Here is a 22,030-nt window from a genome sequence, read left to right as displayed (position 1 = left end):
GGGCAGAGCCCTGCTCGCCTCCCCCTGTCTCACTCCCCATGAAGGGTCGTGAGACTGTCCCCCTCCCCTCATTCGTGAGGGGGACAGTTTGGATTGATCTGGGAGCGTAGCGACCGTCAACCCGAACGGGGGGAGCGGTGCCGTTCTGATTCAGAATCAGAACGTCTGACCGAAGAATACGGCGTTGGCGACGAGCCCCTGCGTGCCCCACCAGAAAGCGCGGAAGCTCGGCGCGCCGTCAATGCCGATCACGCGGCCGCGGCCCATGCGGTTGGCCACGACGGCAGCCCCGCTGCGCAGCGCGTCGAGGTTCTGCGCGGAGACGTAGCCGCTCAGGCGCGGCTCGCCCAGGTACTGCCCGACGACGGCTTCGGCGTTGGACGAGTCGGCGGCGAGGAAGAACGCGCCCTGCTTGAAGAGGGCGATCTCGGAGCCGTAGCCGTAGGCGAGCGGGTGTGTCGGGTCGAGGTCCACGGCGAAGATGCTGCCGCCGAGCGCCTGCGCGCCGCGCTGCCGGTCGCGCTGCTCGTAGGGCACCACGGTCGAGTCGTCGTCGGCCTCGGTGACGGTCGCGTCGAGCCAGTCGGCCTGGGCGGCGGTCACCATGCCGCGCCCGATCGTGACGAGCGTCCCGCCGCGGCGTACCCACGACGCCACCGCGTCGCGCTCGGCCTCGCCCCACGCGAAGATGAAGCCCGAGAGCACGAGCACGTCGTAGTCGTCGAGGTCGAGGCGGGCGGCGTCCTCGGCGTCGAGGAGCGAGACGGGGAGGCGGTAGCGCTCCGAGAGTAGGTGCCACACCTCGCCGACGCGGTAGACGGAGGTGCCTGGCCCCGCGAAGAGGCCGATCGCTGGCGCGTCGAGCACAGGCACGCTGGGGCCGCCGAGGTCGGGGCCCTCGGGTGTGAGCCCCGTCGGGAGCGCGTAGGCGTCCACGCCGTCCTCCGCCACGGCCTGCTGCACGAGCCGGATCACGCTCAGCCCGTCGATGTCGGCCTGGTCCACGGGCACGATGAGCGTACCTCGGTCGAAGCGCTCACGGCGCGTGCCGCCCTCGATGCCCGTCGACACATCGGCCGTGAACGGTGCCGTCGCGAGGCGCACGCGGACGCCTGCCTGCTGGAGCCGGCCTAGCGCCCGCGGCGCGAGCGCACGGCCCCACGGAATCGCGTAGGCGTAGGCGGCGCTGCCTCCCGTCAGGCGTCCGGCAGGGAAGGCTGTCCGGGGTCGCTCTCCGCCGAGCACGCGCGCGGTCACCTCGGGCACCTCGCCGTGCGGCACGCCGAAGGCGAGCGGCAGCGTCCACGTCGAGACGTCGTAGAAGATCGAGTCGGGGAACGTGCTCACGCGCTCCATGACGGCCTTGACGAGCCGCGCCTGCGGCTGCGCGACGGGCACCACGAAGGCCTCGCCGGGCTCAAAGCGCACACCATCGACCGTCACCGGCTGCGCGAGGTCGTGCACGCGGATGCGGTGCTGCTGCAAGACCTCCTGGAGCGCCGCTGCGCGGGTCGGATACGGCTCGGTCGCCACGACGTAGCCCTGCACGTCGGCGTCGCCGGCGAAGGCGTCGGCACCGGCGTAGAAGTCGCGCTGGTGGCGCAGCAGGTCCGTCCGCATCGTCACGGCGGCCTCCAGCGACGAGAGGCTCGTGGCAAACTGGTTGCGCACCGTCGTTCCGTAGTCGAGCGGGCCGTTCACGGACTCCGTCTTCAGCGCGCGACTCGACGCCTGCTCGAAGAGGATGCCGACGGCCCCGTTCACGTCGGGGTAGGTCGAGCCCTTGCCGTAGTAGTAGTCGTCGAACGACTCCTCGGCGTAGTACAGCTGCCCGATGCGGTCGAGCGCGCGGGCGTGGAACTCGCCGATGCGCCGGGTGAGCTCCTGGTTGAGCGGCGGCGTGTTGGGGTTCGTGCGCGACGGGACGCCCGGCTGGAAGAAGTAGGTCGCGTTGCGGCCCATCTCGTGGTAGTCGGTCGAGAGCTGCGGGCGCCAGCCGTGCCAGAGGTCCATCCGCGCGCGCGACTCGACGTGCTGCAGCGGGAGCCAGTCGCGGTTGAGGTCGAAGAGGTAGTGGTTGGTGCGCCCGTTGGGCCACGGCTCGTTGTGCTCGCGGTCCTGGAGGTCGCGCGTGGCGACGCCGCCGCGCTGGCTGTTGACCCAGTCGGTGAAGCGGTCGCGCCCGTCGGGGTTGAGCATCGGGTCGATGAGCACGAGCGCGTCGTCGAGAACGGCGTCGACGGCGGGGCCTTGCCCGGCGGCGAGGTGGTAGAGCAGCAGCAGCCCTGCCTCGGTGGCGCTGGCCTCGTTGCCGTGGACGCCGTAGCCCATGTACGCCACCACGGGCAGCGCGTCGAGGTCGGCGTCGGAGACCGAGCCGGGATCGTCCGAGAGCCGCCGGTTGGCCGCCTGCACGCTCGCGAGGTCGGCGATGCGATCCGGCCGGCCCACGTGCGCGATGACGAGCCGCCGCCCCTCGTAGGTCTGCCCAAAGACGAGGGCGCTCACCCGGTCCGACGCCGCCGCGACGGCCTCGACATAGCGCACCACGTCGGCGGGCCGCGTGTGGCGCTCGCCGATCGCGTGGCCGAGCACCTGCTCCGGTGTGGGGACCGCGGGGTCGTAGCCAGTCGTGCCTGGCGCGGTGAACGGCACCGTCAGCGGGACGGGCTGCGCCGCTGCGGGCACAAGGGCAACGAGAACGGCGAGGACAGCGAACGCGAGGAGGCGGCGTAGCATGAGGCGAGGGGCGAGGTGAGATGAGCGCCCGAATCTACGCCGGAACCCTCGCAGTCTTTGCCTCCCTGGTGGGCCAGCTACCCTCGATCTACGGCGCGGACCTAGCCGACGATGAACGGCGCGAGGATGGCCTGCACCTCGTCCATCGTCAGCGGCTCGTCGAAGGCCGCCTCGACCGCGCTGCGCGAGACGCTCGTGAGGTCCGGCACGTCGAGGCGCAGCTGGAGCGAGCGCACGTCCTGGCGCACGTTCTGCTCGCGCGCGTACACCGGGTCGAAGTCGGGGATCTCCGTGGTGTTCGTATTGCCAGCGATCCAGGCCTCGGAGCCGAGCAGCGTACGGATGAAGGCGGCGTGTCGTGCCTCCACGGAGTGAATCTGCAGCGCCGCCCCGAGCACGTCGGTGCTGAACAGGTTGGCGACCTGGCCCTTGTACGCCCGCACGCCGGTGTCCTCGAAGACCTGCGCGAGCACGAGGTAGGTCGGGTTCACGCGCGGATCGTTGGGGTTGAACGGGTCGAAGCGGCCCTGGGCGGTGAAGTCGAACGTCGGGGCCGGGTCGGCGTCGCTGCCCAGCACGCCCTCTAGGAAGCGGACGTGCGCCGCCTCGTGCGCGGCGATGGCCTCGAACGCCGCCTCGCGGGTCGAGGGGACGACGCCAGCGGCGTTGGTGAGGCGGTAGAACTCTGCTTCGAGGCGCTCCAGCACCAGGGCGAAGTTGAGCACCTCGGTGACCGTCGGCGGCATCGCCTGCCCGAAGACCGGGCGCGCGACGGACGCCAGCGCGAGCGGCACGGACGCCACGAGCGCTTTCGCGCCAAGCCGCCCTGCCTGCGCGAGCGCGCGGCGACGGTCTACCACCGCGTCAGACAGCGCCTGCAGGTGGTCCTCGTCGAGCAGGCCGAGGAGGGAGTCGGAAGACGTAGGCATCGGGCTAGCTGGAGAGGTTGACGGCGGAGAGGTCGGCGATGAAGAACGGGGCCGCGGCCTCCAGCACGGCGGCTACGCTGAGGCTCGCATCGAAGCCCGTCGCGGGGTCGACGGCCTGTGTGGCGGGGTTGGCCTCGGCGCCCACGGCGAAGGCCGTGTCGTTGGCGAGGAGGTCGCGGATGACCGTCGCGTGCCGGGCCTCGACGGAGACGATTTTGCCCGCGATCAGCAGCAGGTCGGGGTCCTGCAGCAGGAGGCCTGCGCCGTTGTAGGCGGCCACGCTGAGGTCTTCGAGCACCCGCGCGGTGGCTAGGATCGAGGCCAAGCTGGTGAAGTCGACCGTCCGCAGGTCGAGGCGCAGCGCGGGGATGGGCGTGCTGCCCGCCGTGGTGATGGCGCCGCGGAAGAAGTCGCGGTGGGCGATCTCGTGATCCCGGATGGCCGCGAGCGTCTCCACCTCCGTCTCGGCAGCCTCGCGCGGTGGCGCTGAGACGACGGTGGTGTAGAAGGCGGCCTGGAGCTGCTCGATCGCGTAGGCGAAGTTGAGCACGCCGAAGTCGTCCGCGAAGTCGAACACGACGGCCTCATCGTCGAGGTCGACGCTGGGGTCGTCGGAGTCGCACGCGGCGAGGGCGCCAGCGGTCAGGGCGACGCCACCGAACTGGAGGAAGCGGCGGCGGCTCAACGCCGGAGAGCCGTCGGGGCGAACAGAAGAGGAGGGCATCGAGCGGGGCGGTGTGCGGACGCGACGAACGAAGGGCACCGGGCGAGAACGCGGCGGGCAAAAAGCGGGGGGACGCTGGCGGAATCTGGAGCGGACTCGGCGGCTGGGCCAGCGCCCGCAAATCTAAGGCCGGACCAGCCGGAGCCTCAGCTGCCACGCAGGTAGGCCAGCGAATCCGGCGTGAAGGGGCGTTCCACCGTCTCGAAGTCAGCCCTCAGGCGGTCGGCGGCGCAGGTGTTGCCCGCGATCAGCATGGCGAACTGCGCAGGCGAGATCGGCAGCAGCCCCGCGCGCCCAGCGGTGTTGACGGCCAGCCGCGCCAGCCACAACGGCTGGTGCAGCTTCGGCTTCGGCTCGATGCCCGCACCTCGCGCGATGCGGTCTACGGCCTCGTCGAAGGTGACGCGCTCGGTCCCGGCGACGCAGTAGGCCTGCCCATGCGCCGCTTCGAGCGTGACGGCCTGCGCGAAGGCCGCCGCGACCTCGGTGACGTGGATCGGCTGCAACTCGTACTGCCCGTCGCCGAGGATCGGGAGGATCGGAAAGGGCTTCACGAGGTCGCGCCAGAGCTGCGAGCAGAACTCGGGACGCCCCCGCCCGGGGTCGCCGAAGATCACCGATGGGCGGAAGATGACGACATGGCCGAAGCCCGCCGCCCGGACGGCCTCCTCGCCCGCCCACTTCGAGGTCTGGTAGGCCGAGACGCCGTCCGGCGCGGCCCCGTTGGCGCTCATGTGCACGAACCGCTCGACGCCAGCCGTCCTGGCTGCCGCGACCATGTTCGCGGTGCCCTCGTGGTGGATTCGCTCGAAGGTGATGCCGCGCGCTGGGCGCTCTTCGATGATGCCGACGAGGTGGACGACGCCGTCGCACCCCGCCATGGCCGAGCCGAGCGTGTCGGGCTTCAGGATGTCGCCCTGGACAATCTCGACGCCGTCCCGTCCGTACACGTCGAGCCTGTCCCCTGAGCCGCGGACGAGGCAGCGCAGCGTGTGGCCCGCGTCGAGCAGCGCTTCGGAGACGTAGGTGCCGACGAAGCCGGTGCCGCCGGTGAGGAGAAGACGCATGGTCGGAGTCGCAGGTCGGGGGTCGCAGGTCGAGGGTCGCAGGTCGAGGGTCGCAGGGCCTAGGCCCCAGGACTGGCGACCACTGAGGCGATGCGTGCGGCGGTGGCGGCGAAGGGGCGGAAGGTGCAGCCGAGGTCGGCGCGGGCCTTGGCATTGCTGTAGCGGAACGACCGCGAGGCCATACGCACCGACTCGCGCGTGATGTTACTGTGCCGCCGCGTGACGAACGATCCGGCCTCCATCAAGGTCGCCGCCGCGAGCGCGAGGCGAGGCGGCAGGGTGCGCTTCGGTGCAGGCACGCCGAGCGCCGCCGCAAGCGTGTCGATGAGGGCGCGCCACGACAGGTTCTCGCCGCCGAAGATGTAGCGCTCGCCGGTCGCGCCGTCGGCCATCGCTCGCCGCATACCGCTGGCCACATCCTCGACATCGACGACGCACGTCCCGCCCGATGGCACCGCGGGCAGCTTGCGGTCGCGCACCTGCTCGACGATCTGCATCGTGTTCTCGCCCGGCCGGCCGGGGCCGAAGATCACCGCTGGGTTGACCAGCACCGCGTCGAGCCCTTCGGCGATGGCGCGCTGCACTTCGAGTTCGGCGAGGTACTTACTCTCGGCGTAGGCCGTGTTGAGCTTCGAGGGTGTCCACGTCGCGGTCTCGTCGATGGGTGTTCCCCCGGGCCCGGCGTGTGCCTCCGAGCGCCCCAGCGCGGCGATGCTCGACACGTGGACGAGCCGCCCGACGTCCGCCACGCGCGCCGCATCGGCGACGTGCGCGGTGCCTCGGACGTTGACGCGGTGCAACTGATCGGCGTCCTTTGCCCCGCCGAAGCCAACGTAGGCCGCCGCATGGTAGACGCCGTCGATGCCGTCTAGCGCCGCTTCCAGGCTGGCGCGGTCGGTCACGTCGCCGATCGCATGCTCGACGGCACCGGCCGTGTCGCCGAGGAGGTCGAGGCGCGAGGTGGTGCGGCGGAGGATGCGGACGGACGCGCCTGCTGTGACGAGTTGATGGACGAGCGTCGCGCCGAGGAAGCCGGTGGCGCCGGTGACGAGGAGCATATGTGGCGGGGGCGGGTGTAGAACTGAGAAGGTATGGACGTGGGCGGCTCCCGGAACACGTCGGGCACGCGCACGGCTTTCTTACTCTTCCCCCTTTACTCTTCACGTGCCGTCTGAGGCACGAAGCCTCGCCCTTTCATACGTTCCCCTCGCCGCCCTCCACACCGCCACGCGACGCGCGTGCTCAACCCGGATCTCCTGCTCTACGCCTACCGGACGGGCCTCTTCCCGATGGCCGACCCGGACGAGGACGACCAGATCTACTGGTACGCCCCGGACCCGCGTGCCTTGATGCCGCTCGACGCCTTCCACGTCCCGCACAACACCGCCAAGCGCGTCCGGCAGCAGGTCTTCGAGGTGACCGTGGATGAGGACTTCGAGGCGACGATCCGGGCCTGCGCCGCTCCCGCGCGCGGCCGCATGACGACGTGGATCTCAGAGGAAATCATCGCGGCCTACTGCGAACTGCACCGCCTCGGCCATGCGCACAGCGTGGAGGTGCGGCAGGACGGCGTGCTCGTAGGGGGGCTCTACGGCGTGGCGCTGCGCGGCGCCTTCTTTGGCGAGTCGATGTTTCACCGCGCTCGCGACGCGTCCAAGGTGGCCCTGGTGCACCTCGTCGCGCGGCTGCGGCGGGGCGGCTTCGTGCTGCTCGACACGCAACTCCAGACGGAGCACCTCGCGCGCTTCGGCAACACCGAGGTCTCGCGCGAGCACTACGAGCGCCGCCTCGACCAGGCGCTTCGAGTGGCAACCGCCCGCTGGGACATCGACATGACCGGCTGGACGGACGATGTGCGCCACGGCGGTTTCGCGGGCGAGGCCTAGGTCGGGCACCCAGGAGTCGGTCGGGCGTTCTGCTTCGCCCCTCTCCCACACGATGCCCCTTGCCCAAACGAGTCCGTTGCCCTGAACGATTCCGTTGCCTTAAACGATTCCGCTGCTATGCTGCCTCGCCTCGCCTGCTGTGCACTCGCGCTGAGCCTGCTCATGGGTTGCCAGACCGCGACCGACGCGCCGCCTGCGCCCGTCGTCCCAGCCAGCACGGTGGCCTCGGTCGACGGCGCGCTCCCGGCCGATGTCCGCCTCGATGACTCCACGCGGGCCGTCTTCCGCGCGCTGCTCAACCGCGCCGAGGCGGGCGACTGGCAGGCCCTACCGATGGGCGACCTCGTGACAGCGGTCGGCGAGGCGTTCGTGGGGACGCCCTACGTCGATGGGCTGCTCGACGCAGCCGAGGACGAAACGCTGGTGCTCAACCTGCGCGCGTTCGACTGCGTGCTCTACGTCGAGAACGTGCTCGCCCTCGCCCACGGCGTCGCCGTCGGCGATACGACCTTCGCAGGCTTCGCTGCGCGCCTCGAAGCGCTCCGCTACCGCGGTGGCCAGCGCGACGGCTACGCCTCCCGGCTGCACTACTTCTCCGACTGGCTCCGCGATAACGCCGCGCGCGACCACGTCCGCCTCGTCACCGACGACCTACCCGGCGTCGAGGCCTACCCGAAGCGCATCGCCTTCATGACAGCGCACCGCGAGAGCTACGCCAAGCTTGCCCCGGACACGCCCCGCGCCGACAGCCTCCTGGCCGCCCTCGGCGACGCCGAGGCGCGGCTCAACGCCGCGCCGGGGCTGACCTACCTCCCGCAGGAGCGCATCGCCGACGCCTACGCCGCACTCCAAACTGGCGACGTCCTCGCCACGACGACCTCCATCGACGGCCTCGACGTGACGCACACCGGCTTCGTGGTGAAGCTCGAAGGCGGCGCGACGGGATTCCTCCATGCGTCGAGCACGGGCGCGGTGAAGGTCGCGCCCGACCTCGCGGCCTACGTTGAGGGCAACCGCGTCCAGACGGGCTTGCTCGTGGCCCGCCCTGTCGATCCGCGCACGGATTCCTAGGGGCTGGCAGTCCCCCATACACGAGACTTGACCTATGGAGCGATGGGCCGCACCTTTCGGCCTTCGTACCTCCACCTTCGCCGCTCCACGTGCCGATCCACGTCGCCCTACTCATCGCGCTCGTCACCCTGATCCTTGGAACGGTGCTCGGCTGGATTCTCGGCACTACCCGTGGGCCGCTGGTGATCGTCGCAGAGGAGGCAGGGGATAGGGGATCGGGGATAGGGGATGGGGAAGGCAACGGAGAGACTGGAAAGCGAGGAGACGGCGACGAGCAGTCACCGCCGCACCGCGACACCGCCGCGCCGCCGCAGCCCGAGGAAGACCGACCCACCGCGTCACCGCTGAGCCACGACACCGCTGCACCCTTCCCTACCCTCGAAGCCTGCCTCGCGGCGCTCGAAGACGCCATCGCCTACAACAGCACGCCCGCGTCGGTGCGGAGCCACCCGGCGTTCGCGGCGGGCGTGGCGTTGCTGGCTGACGAGCCGCTCGGGAAGCTGCGCTCGATGGCCGACGAGAGCGCGCGGAGCAGTGACCGCGAGCGCAACCGGGGCCTCCTCGCGCTCGACGCGCTGCGCGTGCGGCCCGACGTGTCGCCCACGCTCGCGGCGGGCCTCGTGCCGCTCGTGAGCCAGCAGGGCACCGTGGCCGCCCTCTTCACGCTCGACACCATCGCGGCGCACGGCGCTGACCGTGCCGTGGCGGGCGACCTTCTCGCACAGCTCGACGACTCCTGGGCCTCAGAGCCGGACCGGTTACACCTTCTCGCCTTCCTCGACGCTCGCCACACCGCGGGTGATCCGTTCACCGTAGACGACGGGACGCTGGCTCGCCTCACGCCGTACGACGTGCGGGAGGAAACGCTGCCGCTGCTCAACCGCCTTGACGCACCGGACGCCCTCGGCGAGGCCGTCGCACGCGTGGAGGCCCGCCTCGATGCGTGGGAAAAGCAGCAGGTCAATACGGCCTTTCTGGGGGGCGTCGGACGCGTCGTCACCGAGTCCGGGCCACATATTGGGCATCCGGCCCTGACCGCCGACGTGGACGCGATGGTGCGGGCGCTTACCGCGCCCACTCCGCGCTCGGTGATCGTGACCGGCGAGAGCGGCAGCGGGCGCACGACGACGATCCGGGCGCTGGAGACCCGGCTGCGCAAACAGGGCTGGACCATCTTCGAGGCCGACGCCACCGACCTCCTCGCCGGACAGATGTACATCGGCCAGCTCGAAGAGCGCGTCACGAACGTGGTCAAGCAGATTGCCGATCGGCCGGTGCTGTGGGTCGCGCCGCGCTTCGGCGAGTTCGTCCACGCGGGGCAGTACCGCGAGAAGCCCACCGGCGCTCTCGACATGCTGCTCCCGGCCATCCAGCGCGGGACGGTGCGGCTCGTCGGCGAGGTCACGCCCGAGGCGTATCGCCAACTTGTCCGCGAGCGGCCCCGCGTGCGCACACTCATGGACACGGTCGAGATCGAGCCGATGTCAGCTAAAGACGCACAGGGGCTCGTGACGCGGTGGATGCTGTTCACCTATGGCGAGGGGGCCTTTGCCGATGCCGATGTGCTGCCGGAAGCCCGAGCGCTCGCCGAACAAATGCATCCGAAAGTGCTCCCCGGTGCGCTCTTCGACATCGTCAAGCTGGTGCTTCAACGCCGGCAGGCGGAGCCTCCCGACGAGGTCTCGAAGACGCGCAAGAAGCTTCGCATCACGCGTGAGGACCTGCTCGCGGGCGTTGCCAGCCTGACGGGCCTCCCAACGGCGCTCCTCGACGACCGCGCGGGGCTCGACCTGCCCGGGCTCCGCACGCACTTCGAGGGGCGTGTGCTCGGCCAGCCCGAAGCCGTGGACGCGCTCGTGGACCGTGTCGCGCTCCTGAAGGCGGGCCTCACCGACCCGACGCGCCCGTACGGTGTGTTCCTCTTCGTCGGGCCGACAGGCACGGGCAAGACCGAGATCGCGAAGGCACTCGCCGCCTACCTCTTTGGCGCCGAAGACCGCATGATCCGGCTCGACATGAGCGAGTTCCAGACCGCCGACGCGCTCGACCGGCTCCTCGGCACGGCCGAGGGCGCGCACGGCCCCGAGGCGCTCGTGGATCAGGTCCGCAAGCAGCCGTTTGCGGTCGTGCTGCTCGACGAGTTCGAGAAGGCCGCGCCCGCCGTGTGGGACCTCTTCCTGCAGGTCTTCGACGATGGCCGCCTCACCGACCGCCGCGGCGCGACGACCGACTTCCGCCACACCATCGTCATCCTCACCTCCAACGTCGGCTCCCGCGTGGCGACGCGGCCCGGGCTGGGCTTCGGCGGCGCGCCGGAGGCATTCACGGCCGACACCGTCCAGCAGCGCCTCGCGGGGACCTTCCGCAAGGAGTTCCTCAACCGCCTCGACCGGATCGTGGTGTTCCAGCCGCTGCGCCGCCCGGTGATGCGCAAGCTGCTCGACCTCGAACTCACCAAGGCGCTCGACCGGCGCGGGCTGCGCCACCGGGGCTGGGCCGTCGAGTTCGACGCCGCCGCGCTGGAATTTCTGCTGGACGAGGGCTTCACGCCTGACCTGGGAGCGCGGCCCCTAAAACGTGCGGTCGAGCGCCACCTGCTCACGCCGCTGGCCCGCACCATTGTCGCGCACGCCGCGCCCGAGGGCGACCAGTTCCTCTTCGTACGCGGCGCCACCGATGCCAAGGGGAGGGGTGGCCTGGAGGTCGAGTTCGTCGACCCCGACGCGGACGACGGCACGCCGCTGCCGAACGCCGAGGACGTGGGCGAGACGCTCGAAGCTGTGGCGCTCGACGCGCAGGGCACGCCCGCCGAACTCGCGCTCGTGCTCGACCAGTACGACGCCCTCGCCGCCGCCGTGGACGACGATGCCTGGGCGCAGGCGAAGAGTGAGGCCTACGCCCGCATGGCCGATGGGGCCTTCTGGAGCGACCCCGGCCGCTTCGAGACGCTGGGCCGCGCCGAGTTCATGGACCGCATCGAGGCCGGGCTCGACACGGCCGACTCGCTGCTGGAGCGCCTCGAAGATGTCCGTGCGAAGGGCAACGCGACGCTCCCGCGCTCCGTGATGCAGCGCGTGGCGCACCAGCTCTTCTTGTTGAGGGAGGCGTTGGCTACGCTGGAGGAGCAGGCCCCGCGCGCCGCCGTCGTGCGGATCGAGGCCGAGGTCACCGACGCGGCCTGGGCAGGCGAGGTGGCGGGGATGTACCAGCGCTGGGCCGTCCACCGCCGCATGCGCCTGGACGTGATCGCCGACGATGCGCAGGGCAACGGGTCCGGCCCTGCCTTCCAACGGACGTTCGCCGTGTCGGGCTTCGGCGCGTGGCGGCTGCTCGATGCCGAGGCCGGGCTGCACGTCCACGAGACGCCAAAGGACGGGAACCAGAATGGCTACGACCGCACCGTAGCGCGCGTGACCGTCGTGCCTTGCCCCGAGCCGTTGCCCGCCGCGCCTGCGGAGCGAGCCGCGGTCTGCCACGCCGCGCTCGCCGCCGCCACGGAGGCGGGGCGCCCCGAGATCGTCCGGCGCTACCGCGAGGCCCCGTCGCCGCTCGTCCGCGACGCCGTCCGTGGCTGGCGCACCGGCCGCCTCGACCGCGTCCTCGACGGCCACTTCGACCTGATCGGGGCGGGCAGCTAAGCCGCCTGGTTGGCCTCGGCGCTGTCCTCGATCTCTTGGTCGAAGTACGGCGCGAGGTAGCACGCCGCCACGCTCACGTAGATGAACGGTGAGGTCGGCATCTGGCCGAGGACCTGGTTGCCGTAGCTCGCCGCCGCGATGCCGCACGCGCCTGCGAGGAGCGCCAGCAGCGTGTGCTGGAGTGCGCGGTCCTTCACGGCGAGCATGCGCCGCGCCGCGACCGCGAGCACGATCAGCAGCCCCAGGATGTAGAGCCGCATCCCGAAGACGCCGTACTCGGCCATGATGCGGACGTACCACGAGTCGAGCGCGAGATTTGCGAGGAACGTGCCCGGCGCGAAGCGCTGGCCCCACGACCCTGCCGAGCCAACGCCGCCGCCGAGCGGGTGGCCGGCGAGCCATCCCTTCAGCCGCATTTGGTTTTCGTGGCGCACCTTCAGCGAGTTGTTCTCGCCGCCCTCCTTCAGCCCTGCCCGGAAGCGCTGCACGGCATAGATGCCGCTCCCGATCGACGTGAACATGAGCACGCTGTAGAGTGCGATGATCGCTAGCGAGCCCGCCACCATCATCTTGATGTTGCGGCTGAGCACGAGGTAGGTCAGCGCCCCGGCCGCCGGGACGGCCATTGCGCCGCGCGTGCCAGAAATGAGCAAGCCGTAGACGCCCGCGAGCCCGAGCACGCCGTAGAGGAGGCGCCTCTTCAGCGGATACGGCCCCACTGCGAGGATCAGCCCGACGATGCCGACGCAGCCCTGCGCTGCGCCGAACTGCCCCGCGTCGGAGTAGAACGAGAACACACGCAGCTTGCCAAAGAGGACGTGCGTGGAGAGGTTGCCCGGCACGCTGAGCCACGCCTGCTCGGCAGCATCGAGGCCGAGGAAGAGCTGCTTCGCGCCCCAGAGCGTGCCCACGAACGAGAGCCCCAGCCAGATCCAGATGAGCCGCTGCAGCTGCGACTGCCGCTGGATGAGCAGCAGCGCGACGAGGGCCGTCTGGATGACGTAGAAGGTGGTCCCGCGCCCGGCGTAGAACCACGCCACCGGCCCCGGCGAGAGCGGGTTGGCGATCTGCAGCCCCGTAAGCCCGAGCCACGCCACCGCCATGAACACGAACACGTTTTTGAGCCGATCGGCGTCGTAGCGCCCTTCGCGCCAACGTACCGCGATCACGGCGAGCGTGAGCACGAGGAAGCCGTCGAGCATCAGCCCGGTTGGCGCGGGGACGTAGCGCGAGAGCCCAGGCCCGAAGAAGCTCACGGCCACCGCCGCGTAGAGCCCCGAGATCGGCACCGCGTAGACGATGCCCACCACGATCAGCACCGCCGGCAGTGCGCCGAGCACGATCCCGATCACGAATCCCGCCTTGATGACGAGCAATCCGGTCAGCAGCGACCCGCCGAACGTGACGAGCACCGTCAGCAGCGGCCCAAGCCAGGCCGTCTGCAAGGCCGCGTCGAGCCCCGCGAGCAGGCGCGGGCGCGAAGGCGGTGGTGCAGGAAGAAGCGCAGGCATCGTTGGCGGACGGTGCGGGACGCAGGGATCGGATGGGGCGACTTCGGGTGTCGCCTAGGACAAGCTCCCCTCCTGGAGAGGAGGGCTTGGGGGGGCGGGATGGATGTGGCTCAGTGGGGCACGCCCATCGCTCAGAACCGACGGCTTGGCCGAAGGACGTGTGGCCTCGTCGTCCAGCGGCGTAGGCTCAGGGTTCTCCGCCGGGATGTCTGCCTCGTCGTCGAGGTCATCGGCGGCAGCCCGGCCGCGCAGGAGGAAGAGCAGCGCGGGCGGGCCAGCCTTGATCGTCGCGCGGACGCTGAAGGGCACAAACCGCTTCGCAAAGCCGACACCGAGCGTGGCGCCCACGAGGGTCATCGCAATCGTCACGCCCGCGACGGCCTCCACCGAGCCCAGCACGGCGAGCGCCACGATGTCGCCGCCGATGTTGACGGTCACCATCACGGCCACCTTGATCATGTTGAGCGCCGGGCGACCGAGCGCGTCGAGCGCGAGCCCGAGGTAGCGGTCGAGCGGCAGCAGCGCCATATAGACGACGAAGAGCCGCAGCAGCGGGGCGGCGTCGCGGTAGGCTTCGCCGGCGAGCGCCACGCAGCAGGCCTCGGCCCACACAAACACCACCACGAGCAGCGGCACCAGCGCGAGCGAGAGCCCACCGACCCACGCGTGGAGATAGCGCGCGAACGTCTCGGTGTCGCCGCGTCGCGCCTTGCGGGAGAGCGACGGCATCGCCGTCTGCGCGAGCCCTCGCAGGGGGATCTCGACGATCTCGATCAGCTTCTGCGGGACGCCGTAGAACGCGACGGCGGCCGGGCCGAGCCAGAGCCCGAGGATGAACTGGTCGGCGCTGCGGAGGAGATTGCTCCCAAGCGCCGTCCCGACGCTGTAGCGGCCGAAGCGATAGAGCGTCCGTACGGCACGGTGTGTGGCAAGGCGCAGCGTGCGGAGGCGGGTCCAGCCGAGCGCCAGCATGAGCGTGCTGGCGGCGAGGTGGATGCCGACGTAGGCCCGGGCAATGCCGCTGAGGCCGGCCTGTGCCCAGTGCAGGTGGGGCGCCAGGAAGTTGGCCACCACGAACACGGCGAAGCCTCCGGCGAGGATCACCTTGAGCACGAGCAGCCGCCCAAAGTGCTCACGCGCCAATCCGTTCCACGTCGCCACGAGGTGGGGAAGGGCCGCCACGGCGAGAAGCGGGTACCAGTCGAAGAAGAGCCAGAACGCCCCCGCGCTGGGGAGCAGCCGCCCGATCGCGAAGACGCCGAGCGCAAGCACCGACGTTGTCACCAGCCCGAGCACCCACGCGCCGCCCATGAGCGTGCGCTCCTGCGCAGGCGTGGAGCCCGCCGAGCGCTGCACGAGCGCGGACTGCACCAGCCCGTGCCGCACCATGTCGAGGAAGGTCACGGCCGTCAGGAAGAGCACCCACGCGCCGAAGTCGGTCGGGGCGAGCGTCCGCGCCAGCAGCACGAAGCTCGCGAACGCAAAGCCGGCCCCCGTGAGCTGTGTCACGATGGCGAGCACCTGCGGCCGTTGAGCCAGCGCTACGATGGAGGCGAAGGACGGCATCGGCTAGGCAGGGGGGAGAGCCCGCTGAAGCACCGACGCGAACGCCGCGGCCCGGCCCGGCCATGCATTGCCTCGGGCTGCCTCCATGCGCGCGGCGACGACTTCCAGGGCCGCGGGCACAAGCGCCTCGGCGAGCCCCGTCCGAAAGGCCTCCGCCGTCTCGGCCACCGTGGCCAGCCCGGCGAACTCGCGCAGGTCGGCAAACGGCGTCATGACGACAGGCCGCCCGCCCGCCAAGTACTCGTTGATCTTGAGCGGGTAGATGTTCGCCGTGAAGGCCGTGCGTGCGAAGGGGATCGTGCCCACGTCCATCTGCCGGAGAAAGCCCGGTAGCGCAGCGGGCTGCTGCGCCCCCGCGAGGTCGACGTTCGCGTGCGAGTCCAGCGCGTGCGCCCGCTCGTCGACGAGGCGCCCGACGAAGAGAAACCGCCAGTCCGGCGACGCCTGGATGACGGCGTGGAGCAGGTCGTAGTCGAGCCGGTCGTCGAGGCTGCCGAGATAGCCCACGCACGGGCGCTCGGCTCGCGCAGTGGGGTCGGCCTCGGCAGTGGGATCGGCGTCGTAGGCCTCGTGGAAGAGATCGAAGTCGACGCCATTCTTGACGAGGCGCACGCGGTCGTGGTGTTCGCGCTTGCTGGCCAGAAGCGCCTCGCTCGACACGACGACCACGTCGGCCTGCGTGAGAAACCGCGCTTCGAGGCGGGTGCCATGGCGGCGGTTCCACGAGGCGGCGCTGATCTCGTCGTAGCAGTAGTAGGCTAGCAGCCGCTCGCCGAGGCGCCCTGCAAGCGGAACACCCAGGAACGGGTTGAACGCGTTGACCACCACCGGCGCGCTCATCCCGAGCCGCTGCATCGCCCGCCGGATCGCGGCCCCGACGACGCGCCCGTTGAGGCCGAGCAGCGCGTCGTACGCGATGCCTGGCGCCAGCCCGTTCACGGGCGCCGTCACGGGAGGCGTGAGGACGTGCACCGCCCTCCCGTCGCCGATCTCGATGCGGCGCAGGCGGTCCTCGCCGCCCGGCATGAGCGGCCCAGCCATCCGCTGCAGCGGGGCTCGTTGGCGGCCCCGGAGCGTCTGGACGACATCCTTGACCGTGAACGGATAGTCGACGTAGAGCGCCTGCCGCCCCGGTGCGAGGTGGCGCGCGGCCAGCGCTCGCACGAGGTGCACGGTCGACTTCATATAGTCGCCGTCCCACGTTGGCAGCGCGACGCACACGAGGTCGGCGTCGAGGATGTCCCCGGTGTGCTTCGGAGGCGCGAGCGCCCCGGGGGCGCGAGCTAGCCGCGCGGCTTCCGGCGCCGAGGAGGAAAACGAGTCGAACATGGCGGAGCGAGGCCTGTGGTGAGTTCGTCCTTGGGCAAAAACCGTGTCAGCCTGCGTCTGAGGCGATGGGCGGCGGCGATTTTCTTGGCCCAATTGGGTATGCGGGGGGAGCAGCCCGCTGCGTTTAGCCGAAGATGGGGCGTAGGAAGGGCGGGATCGGGAGGCCGCGTGCGGTGAGGCCGTTAAGGAAATCGCGGTTCATCTCGGTGAGCACCAGCAGGATGGGGTGCGGGTGCGCGGCTTTGAGCGCGCTGAGCGCGTGCTGGTCGGCATCGGTCCAGGTGCGGTCGGCGCGGAGCACCATCAGGGCGAGGTCGGCATCGCGGACGACCTGCAGCGGGGCCGCATGCTCGACCATCGGCGGCAGCTCGATCACGACGACATCGGCTCCAGACACGTCGGGGGCCGGCGAGGCTGAGGCCGAGTCCGCGGCCAGGACCTCGGTCTTGGCGTTCCCACCCTTCCGGCGACGACGCTTCGCCCTGGTGCCGTTTTTGGCTTCCGAGGGATGGGAGTGCTTCGCCTCGACCGAGCCTGCACGCGGGCTCCAGCTTCCTTCGTAGACCTGGAGGTCGGACACCACCGAGCGTGCCACATCAGTGGCAAAGCCAGGGCCGAGCAAGTCGCCCGGGACTGGGGCCTGGCTGGGGTCGGTGCGCGTGGTCAGGGCGACGTGATGAACACGCTCGTGGTCATCGCGGAGCATCATCGCGAGGCGCGTGGCGATGAGGGCGACGCCGTCCTCGGGCAGCGCGCCCACGACCGTCAGGCGCAGAGGTCCGCCCTGTGCTTCGGGGCGCTCTCGGTCCAGAAGGTGCAGCTTCACCGCACGGACGAGGTGCAGGTCGAGCCTCCGCAGCACGTCGTGGAGGTCGTCGTGTGGCGACCGACGCCTGGGAACGTCGGGCGAGGCCGCAAGCGTCGTCTCCAGCGGGTCGGTCTTGCGGAGGAGGCGCTGCCACCCAAACCGCGAGCGCGCCGACGCCCTCTCAGCGTCGTGCTCCTCTTCGTAGACGAAGGCGTCGTGCTCGTCTGGTTCCTGCCGAGAAAGCCGACTGCGCAGCCGCGCAAGCAGGCGGGGCGGGGTCACCTGGATCGGCGGGTAGGCTGTGGCCACCTCAAGCTTCGTGATCGAGCGGGCGCGCTCGATGGAGCGGATCGTCGGGTGGAACAGCTCGATCAGCACAAACATCGTCGCGAGCAATCCAAAGCAGCCCACCATCGCGCCGACGGCCAGGAGGAGGCGGTTCGACCCCTCCGGCTCCTCCGGGAAGAACGGCGCATCGACCACGTCGAGGCGCGAGGCCATCTGGATGTTTTGCTCGTGCATCCGCGCCATGTTGAGGCTGTTGAGCAGTTCGAGATAGGTCTGCTCGGCCGTGCTGACCTCGCGCTCCAGGGTGGTGAGGGTAGCCCCGAGCGGCGAGAATTCGTCGTAGTACCGGCCGTACTCCTGGAGGCGCTGTTCGAGGAGCACGACCTGAGCGCGGGCGTCTGTGGCGTCGAGGAGCTTCTGGAGCCAGGCGTCAGCGATGTTCTCGCGGTTGAGGCCTTCGCGCGAGCTGGCGAGGTCATAGAGCGCGGCGGCCTGCCGGGTAAGCTCGGCTTCCAGGCTGTCAGCACGGCGGCGGAGGTCGGGGCGCGGCACGCCGCCTGCCTCGGCGAGCACGACGGCCGTGGTGGCCTCGGCGAGCTGGTTGCGCAGCACGAGCATGGTGTCGCTGCGCACGGCGAGCGTCTGCTGCTGCACCATCCGTGCCTCCAACTCCTGCACGACTGCCTCGGCGGCAGCCTGGCGCTGCAGCTCCTGCTGAAGCTCGGCCGCGATGGCCTCCTTCTGCCCCGCGATGGCCTTCGTCTGCTCGTTGTAGTTGATGACGCGGTTGTCGACGCCAAATGCCCGCAGCGCCTCGACGCGGTTGGCGAGTTCGTCTTCCGCTCGGCTGACCTCGCGCTCGAAGAAGGCGACCACGTTGCCCGTCTCGCGCGTCTTCATGCTTTGGTGCCGTGCCGTGACTACCTCCAGCAGCACCTCCAGCGTCCACTGGCACAGCTGCGGGTCGATGGACACGTAGCGCATCTTGATGAGGTCGGACGCCCCCACGCGCGACACGCCGAGCTGCTTCTGGATCTCGTCCACGGCGAAAGGGGTGTTGCCCTGGAGGAGCAACTCGTAGACCTCGCTCTCAGGCCGGTGCTTGGCCGCGCGGAGGCGTTCGAGCACGCGTGTTTCGCTCCGCGATCCGTCGATGAGAGCCAGGATGTAGGGCGCACGCTCCGAGTCGAAGACGGCGAGGCGCTCGGGCTCCGTCACCAGCTGCCGGGCGAGCAGCCGCAGCGCGGCCTCCTCGACGGTGGTGCGCGCCTTGACGAGGTTGACGAGGTTGTCGAAGGCGTTGGCTACGGTGAGGTAGTCGACGCGGTCGTTGGCCGAGGACTCGATGGTGTAGCCCGAGACGAGGCCGGTGTAGAGCACCGACTCCGAGGCATAGGTGTCGGGCGCGTTGCGTGTGGCGAAGAGCACCAATGCCACGGCTACGACGGGGCCGAGCAGCAGCCAGAGCCACCGCTGCCGCAGCATGCGCAGGATAGAGCGGGGCGTCATCGGCCGTCGTCTTCGGTGATGGCCTGCCCGCCGCCGTGCTCGTGGGGGGGCGTGCTCCCGCTCCGCAGCACGACCGGCTCTTCGGTGAGGGCGCGCAGCGAGGTCCCGACGACGAGCTCGAGCTGCGCGTAGGCGTTGCGGTACTCGGCGCTCGCGGACTCATAGGTGGCCTCGGCGGAGGCCTTGGTCTGCGTGACCTGCGCGAGATCAGCAACGGAGAGGTGCCCCTGCGAGAAGGCGCGCTCGGCGACGGCATAGTGGCTGCGTGCAGCCTGCAGCGCCTCGCTGCGGACGCCGACCAGCCGCTCGGCCAGCACGACTTCGTGGTACAGCTGCGTCACAAACCGGTCTTCCTCGATCTGGACCATCTGCTCTTGCTCGCGCGCTTGCGTGATGCGGGCTTCCTGGGCTCGCACGTCGTGGCGCCGCCCGAAGAGGTCGTAGAGCGAAAGCCGGATCCCGATGGTGGTCTGGGTGCCCAGTGTGACCTCGTCAAGCGTCGCGTTGCCGGTGGAGCCATAGTTGGTCGAGGCGCCGACGGTGATGCCTTGGAGCCAGAGCGCGCTCGCGCCCCGCAGGTTGGCGCTAGCCTGGGTGACCGCAGCGGCCTCCATGCGCAGGCGCGGCGAGTGGTCCCGTGCTGCCAGGAGCACCACGTCCAAGGGAGGCAAAGGGGCTAGGTCTGCGGCGAGCATCGGCCCGGAATTGGTAGTCAGCGCAGCGGGCAGGGGCGGCGCCGGGAGCGGCTGGGCGGTGGCAATCGCGCACAGCACGGGCGCGGTGCCGAGGAGCAGCACCGCGCGCCGGAGGGGCATTCGCAGCCGGGAAAAGAGACGTAGCACGGACGAGACGGGATGGCGGGACCTCTGATTTGGCAAACCCCATTCCGCTCCGCCATGACCAAGTGGACCTCATCCTCCGCGTTCCAGCGTTGCCCAGTTCTGCTAGGTCCTTGACAACGAGATAGGACCGGCAGTGGTCTTTTTGGCGTCTTTTCGCCGGTTGCGCGGCCCTGATTCCTCCAGAGGCCGACCAACGACACCCCGCCCCTCGATTACCAATCGTGGAGCGGGGCGGTGAATGTGTAATACGGACGGTCGGTAGAAACGACCTGTTACACGTCCTCTTTCTGAAGCATGGCGGGGATAGTCTGGAACATGATCTTGAAGTCGCCGCCGAGGGTATGATCCTCGGCGTAGCTGTTGTCGAGGGCGATCCGTTCCTCTGGCGACATGTCGGACTTGCCGCGCTTGGTGACCTGCCACAGGCCGGTCAGCCCGGCGGGCGCGTCGAAGCGGAGCACGCTCGGGTCGGCGGTGAGTTGCTCGGCCTCGTAGAGCGGCAGCGGTCGGTTGCCGACCAGGCTCATGTCGCCCTTGACCACGTTGAGCAATTGCGGCAGCTCGTCGATGGAGGTGTTGCGAATGAAGCGACCGACGCGCGTCACGCGGGGATCGTTCTGAAGCTTCACGAAGACGTTGCTCGCCTGCTGCTTCTTGCGCGCGAGCAGGAGCTTCTCGCAGACAGGCATACCGTCCTTGTCGATCATCTGCGACGAGCACGGCGTGCCGAGACGCTCGCACTCGGCGCAGGTGTCCAGCGATCTAGGAACCACCTGATCTCCCTCCTCCTGCGCGGTGTATTGGTTGAGGTGCATCAGGTCCTTGAGCCGCTGGTCGGCGTCCTGATACATCGAGCGGAACTTGTAGACCTTGAACACGCGATAGCGGCTGCCGACGCGCTTCGAGGCGTAGAGCACAGGCCCCGGAGACTCGAGACGGATGGCTGCCGCGACGGCGAGGAGGATCGGGCTCAGGATGAGCAAGGCGGTGCCAGCCAGGGCGATGTCGAGCGCGCGCTTGACCTTGCGGCGAAGCCAGGACGAGTTGGGCGCCGACGCCTCGGGCAGCGCCTCGCGGAAGGCGAGGTGCTCCACGGCCTTGCCGTCCCGGGGAGCCCGGAAGGCCTTCGCGAGATGGTCAGGGCGACGAGGGAGCACAGCAGAAGGTGAGGGCACAGAGAGCGGCAAAGCTTCTCTGGCGTGAGCAGCTAGCATTGGAGTAGGTATGGTGGTGTGCGCGGTGGTAGGGCGCGGTGGTGAGTGGCCGCTGGTATCGGCGTGCCACCGCTCCCCTCCAAGCGGAAACGAGCGCTGGGTGCCCCCATCGGTTTCACCGTGCCGGTTTGTAACCCATAGGCTCCGCCGTTGGCGTCTGCAGCGGCCCTCCCCGGACCGCCTCTCCACGGAGGTACGCGCCGGTAGCGCTTCCATGCGATTTGTCCAGGTATGCGCTCCTGGATTTTGTGAACCTATCGTGGATCGCCTTTGTTTTTTAGGCAGACCTCTGGATAAGTCTTCGCGGCACGCCTAGTTTTTCAGTGCCGCCGTTTTCCTCTTAAGCCACCGTTTAGTGCCCTGGCCCGTATGTCCGTAGAAAAAATCGACGAGATCGACGCCCAAATCCTGGCGCTGCTCCAGGCGAGCGGCCGCATCAAGCGCAACCAGATCGCCGAGCACGTCGGGCTGTCGGTGCCGTCCGTCTCGGAGCGCATGCGCAAGCTCGAAGAGCGGGGCGTGATCTCCGGCTACCACGCCGTCCTCACGCCTAAGCGGCTCCACCTCGACATCACCGCCTTCATCCGTGTCTCCGTGGATGGCTCGAAGCACTACGAGGCCTTCATCGAACGCGTGAGCGAGATGTCTGAGGTCCTCGAACTGCACTCGATCACCGGCGAGGGGTCGCACATGATCAAGGCGCGCACCCGCAACACGTCCACGCTGGAGAAGCTGCTCGCACGCCTCCAGCGCATCCCCGGCGTGCGCGGCACCCAGACCTCCATCGTCCTCACGTCGCTCAAGGAGACCAGCCAGCTCCACGTCGAGCCGATGATCCTCTACCAAAACGGCGAATGAGGTACAAGAGGTGCGCACGCGTGAACGTGCACGCCCGACCTCGCCCGGCGT

At 69.8% G+C, this 22,030-nt stretch carries 15 protein-coding genes; 4 read left to right on the top strand and 11 right to left on the bottom strand.

What is annotated here, in order from left to right:
- Positions 1–156: 156 nt before the first annotated feature.
- From AAFU51_03080 to AAFU51_03060, 5 genes are all read right to left on the bottom strand, one after another.
- A complete protein-coding gene (locus AAFU51_03080; GenBank protein MEO1570231.1) occupies positions 157–2,739 on the bottom strand; it encodes a M14 family metallopeptidase in 2,583 nt (860 codons plus the stop codon).
- A 101-nt stretch (positions 2,740–2,840) separates the two neighbouring features.
- Positions 2,841–3,668 carry a ferritin-like domain-containing protein gene (locus AAFU51_03075; protein MEO1570230.1) on the bottom strand — a complete coding sequence of 276 codons (828 nt, stop codon included), beginning with the start codon at positions 3,666–3,668 and terminating at the stop codon, positions 2,841–2,843.
- A 4-nt stretch (positions 3,669–3,672) separates the two neighbouring features.
- Positions 3,673–4,392 (bottom strand): ferritin-like domain-containing protein, encoded by a 720-nt coding sequence (locus AAFU51_03070; GenBank protein MEO1570229.1) that lies wholly within the window; start codon positions 4,390–4,392, stop codon positions 3,673–3,675.
- Between the two features lie 146 nt (positions 4,393–4,538).
- Complete coding sequence (locus AAFU51_03065; GenBank protein MEO1570228.1) at positions 4,539–5,459, bottom strand: complex I NDUFA9 subunit family protein; 921 nt, start codon at positions 5,457–5,459, stop codon at positions 4,539–4,541.
- A gap of 59 nt (positions 5,460–5,518) precedes the next feature.
- Positions 5,519–6,517, bottom strand: a complete 999-nt coding sequence (locus tag AAFU51_03060; GenBank protein MEO1570227.1) for an SDR family oxidoreductase — start codon at positions 6,515–6,517, stop codon at positions 5,519–5,521.
- 180 nt (positions 6,518–6,697) lie between these two features.
- Here AAFU51_03060 and aat point away from each other — a divergent pair, with 180 nt between their 5' ends.
- From aat to AAFU51_03045, 3 genes are all read left to right on the top strand, one after another.
- Positions 6,698–7,345, top strand: coding sequence for a leucyl/phenylalanyl-tRNA--protein transferase (gene aat, locus AAFU51_03055; GenBank protein ID MEO1570226.1), 648 nt, complete (start codon positions 6,698–6,700; stop codon positions 7,343–7,345).
- Positions 7,346–7,462: 117 nt separating this feature from the next.
- Positions 7,463–8,416: an N-acetylmuramoyl-L-alanine amidase-like domain-containing protein gene (locus AAFU51_03050; protein ID MEO1570225.1), complete on the top strand. Its 954-nt coding sequence runs from the start codon at positions 7,463–7,465 to the stop codon at positions 8,414–8,416.
- A gap of 89 nt (positions 8,417–8,505) precedes the next feature.
- A complete protein-coding gene (locus AAFU51_03045; protein MEO1570224.1) occupies positions 8,506–12,054 on the top strand; it encodes an AAA family ATPase in 3,549 nt (1,182 codons plus the stop codon).
- Here AAFU51_03045 and AAFU51_03040 read toward each other — a convergent pair.
- The 6 genes from AAFU51_03040 to AAFU51_03015 form a co-directional block, all read right to left on the bottom strand.
- On the bottom strand, positions 12,051–13,565 hold the full coding sequence (locus tag AAFU51_03040; protein MEO1570223.1) for an O-antigen ligase domain-containing protein: 1,515 nt from the start codon (positions 13,563–13,565) through the stop codon (positions 12,051–12,053). The genes AAFU51_03045 and AAFU51_03040 overlap by 4 nt on opposite strands.
- Before the next feature lie 54 nt (positions 13,566–13,619).
- Complete coding sequence (locus tag AAFU51_03035) at positions 13,620–15,131, bottom strand: lipopolysaccharide biosynthesis protein (GenBank protein ID MEO1570222.1); 1,512 nt, start codon at positions 15,129–15,131, stop codon at positions 13,620–13,622.
- Positions 15,132–15,134: 3 nt separating this feature from the next.
- Positions 15,135–16,460: a glycosyltransferase gene (locus AAFU51_03030; GenBank protein MEO1570221.1), complete on the bottom strand. Its 1,326-nt coding sequence runs from the start codon at positions 16,458–16,460 to the stop codon at positions 15,135–15,137.
- A 124-nt stretch (positions 16,461–16,584) separates the two neighbouring features.
- A complete protein-coding gene (locus AAFU51_03025; GenBank protein MEO1570220.1) occupies positions 16,585–19,065 on the bottom strand; it encodes a hypothetical protein in 2,481 nt (826 codons plus the stop codon).
- The gene (locus AAFU51_03020) at positions 19,062–19,880 is read right to left on the bottom strand and encodes a TolC family protein (GenBank protein MEO1570219.1); all 819 of its coding nucleotides are present in this window, start codon (positions 19,878–19,880) and stop codon (positions 19,062–19,064) included. Before AAFU51_03020 ends, AAFU51_03025 begins: the two co-directional genes overlap by 4 nt.
- A 299-nt stretch (positions 19,881–20,179) precedes the next feature.
- The gene (locus tag AAFU51_03015) at positions 20,180–21,064 is read right to left on the bottom strand and encodes a sugar transferase (protein ID MEO1570218.1); all 885 of its coding nucleotides are present in this window, start codon (positions 21,062–21,064) and stop codon (positions 20,180–20,182) included.
- Positions 21,065–21,490: 426 nt separating this feature from the next.
- Between AAFU51_03015 and AAFU51_03010 the strand changes: the two genes are divergently transcribed.
- Complete coding sequence (locus tag AAFU51_03010) at positions 21,491–21,979, top strand: Lrp/AsnC family transcriptional regulator (protein ID MEO1570217.1); 489 nt, start codon at positions 21,491–21,493, stop codon at positions 21,977–21,979.
- Positions 21,980–22,030: the final 51 nt, after the last annotated feature.

It is taken from the genome of Bacteroidota bacterium (genome assembly GCA_039821555.1).
GTDB lineage: Bacteria > Bacteroidota > Rhodothermia > Rhodothermales > Rubricoccaceae > JBCBEX01.
The sequence above is the reverse complement of the archived record's forward strand: the minus strand, read 5'-3'. Positions and strand labels throughout refer to the sequence as shown.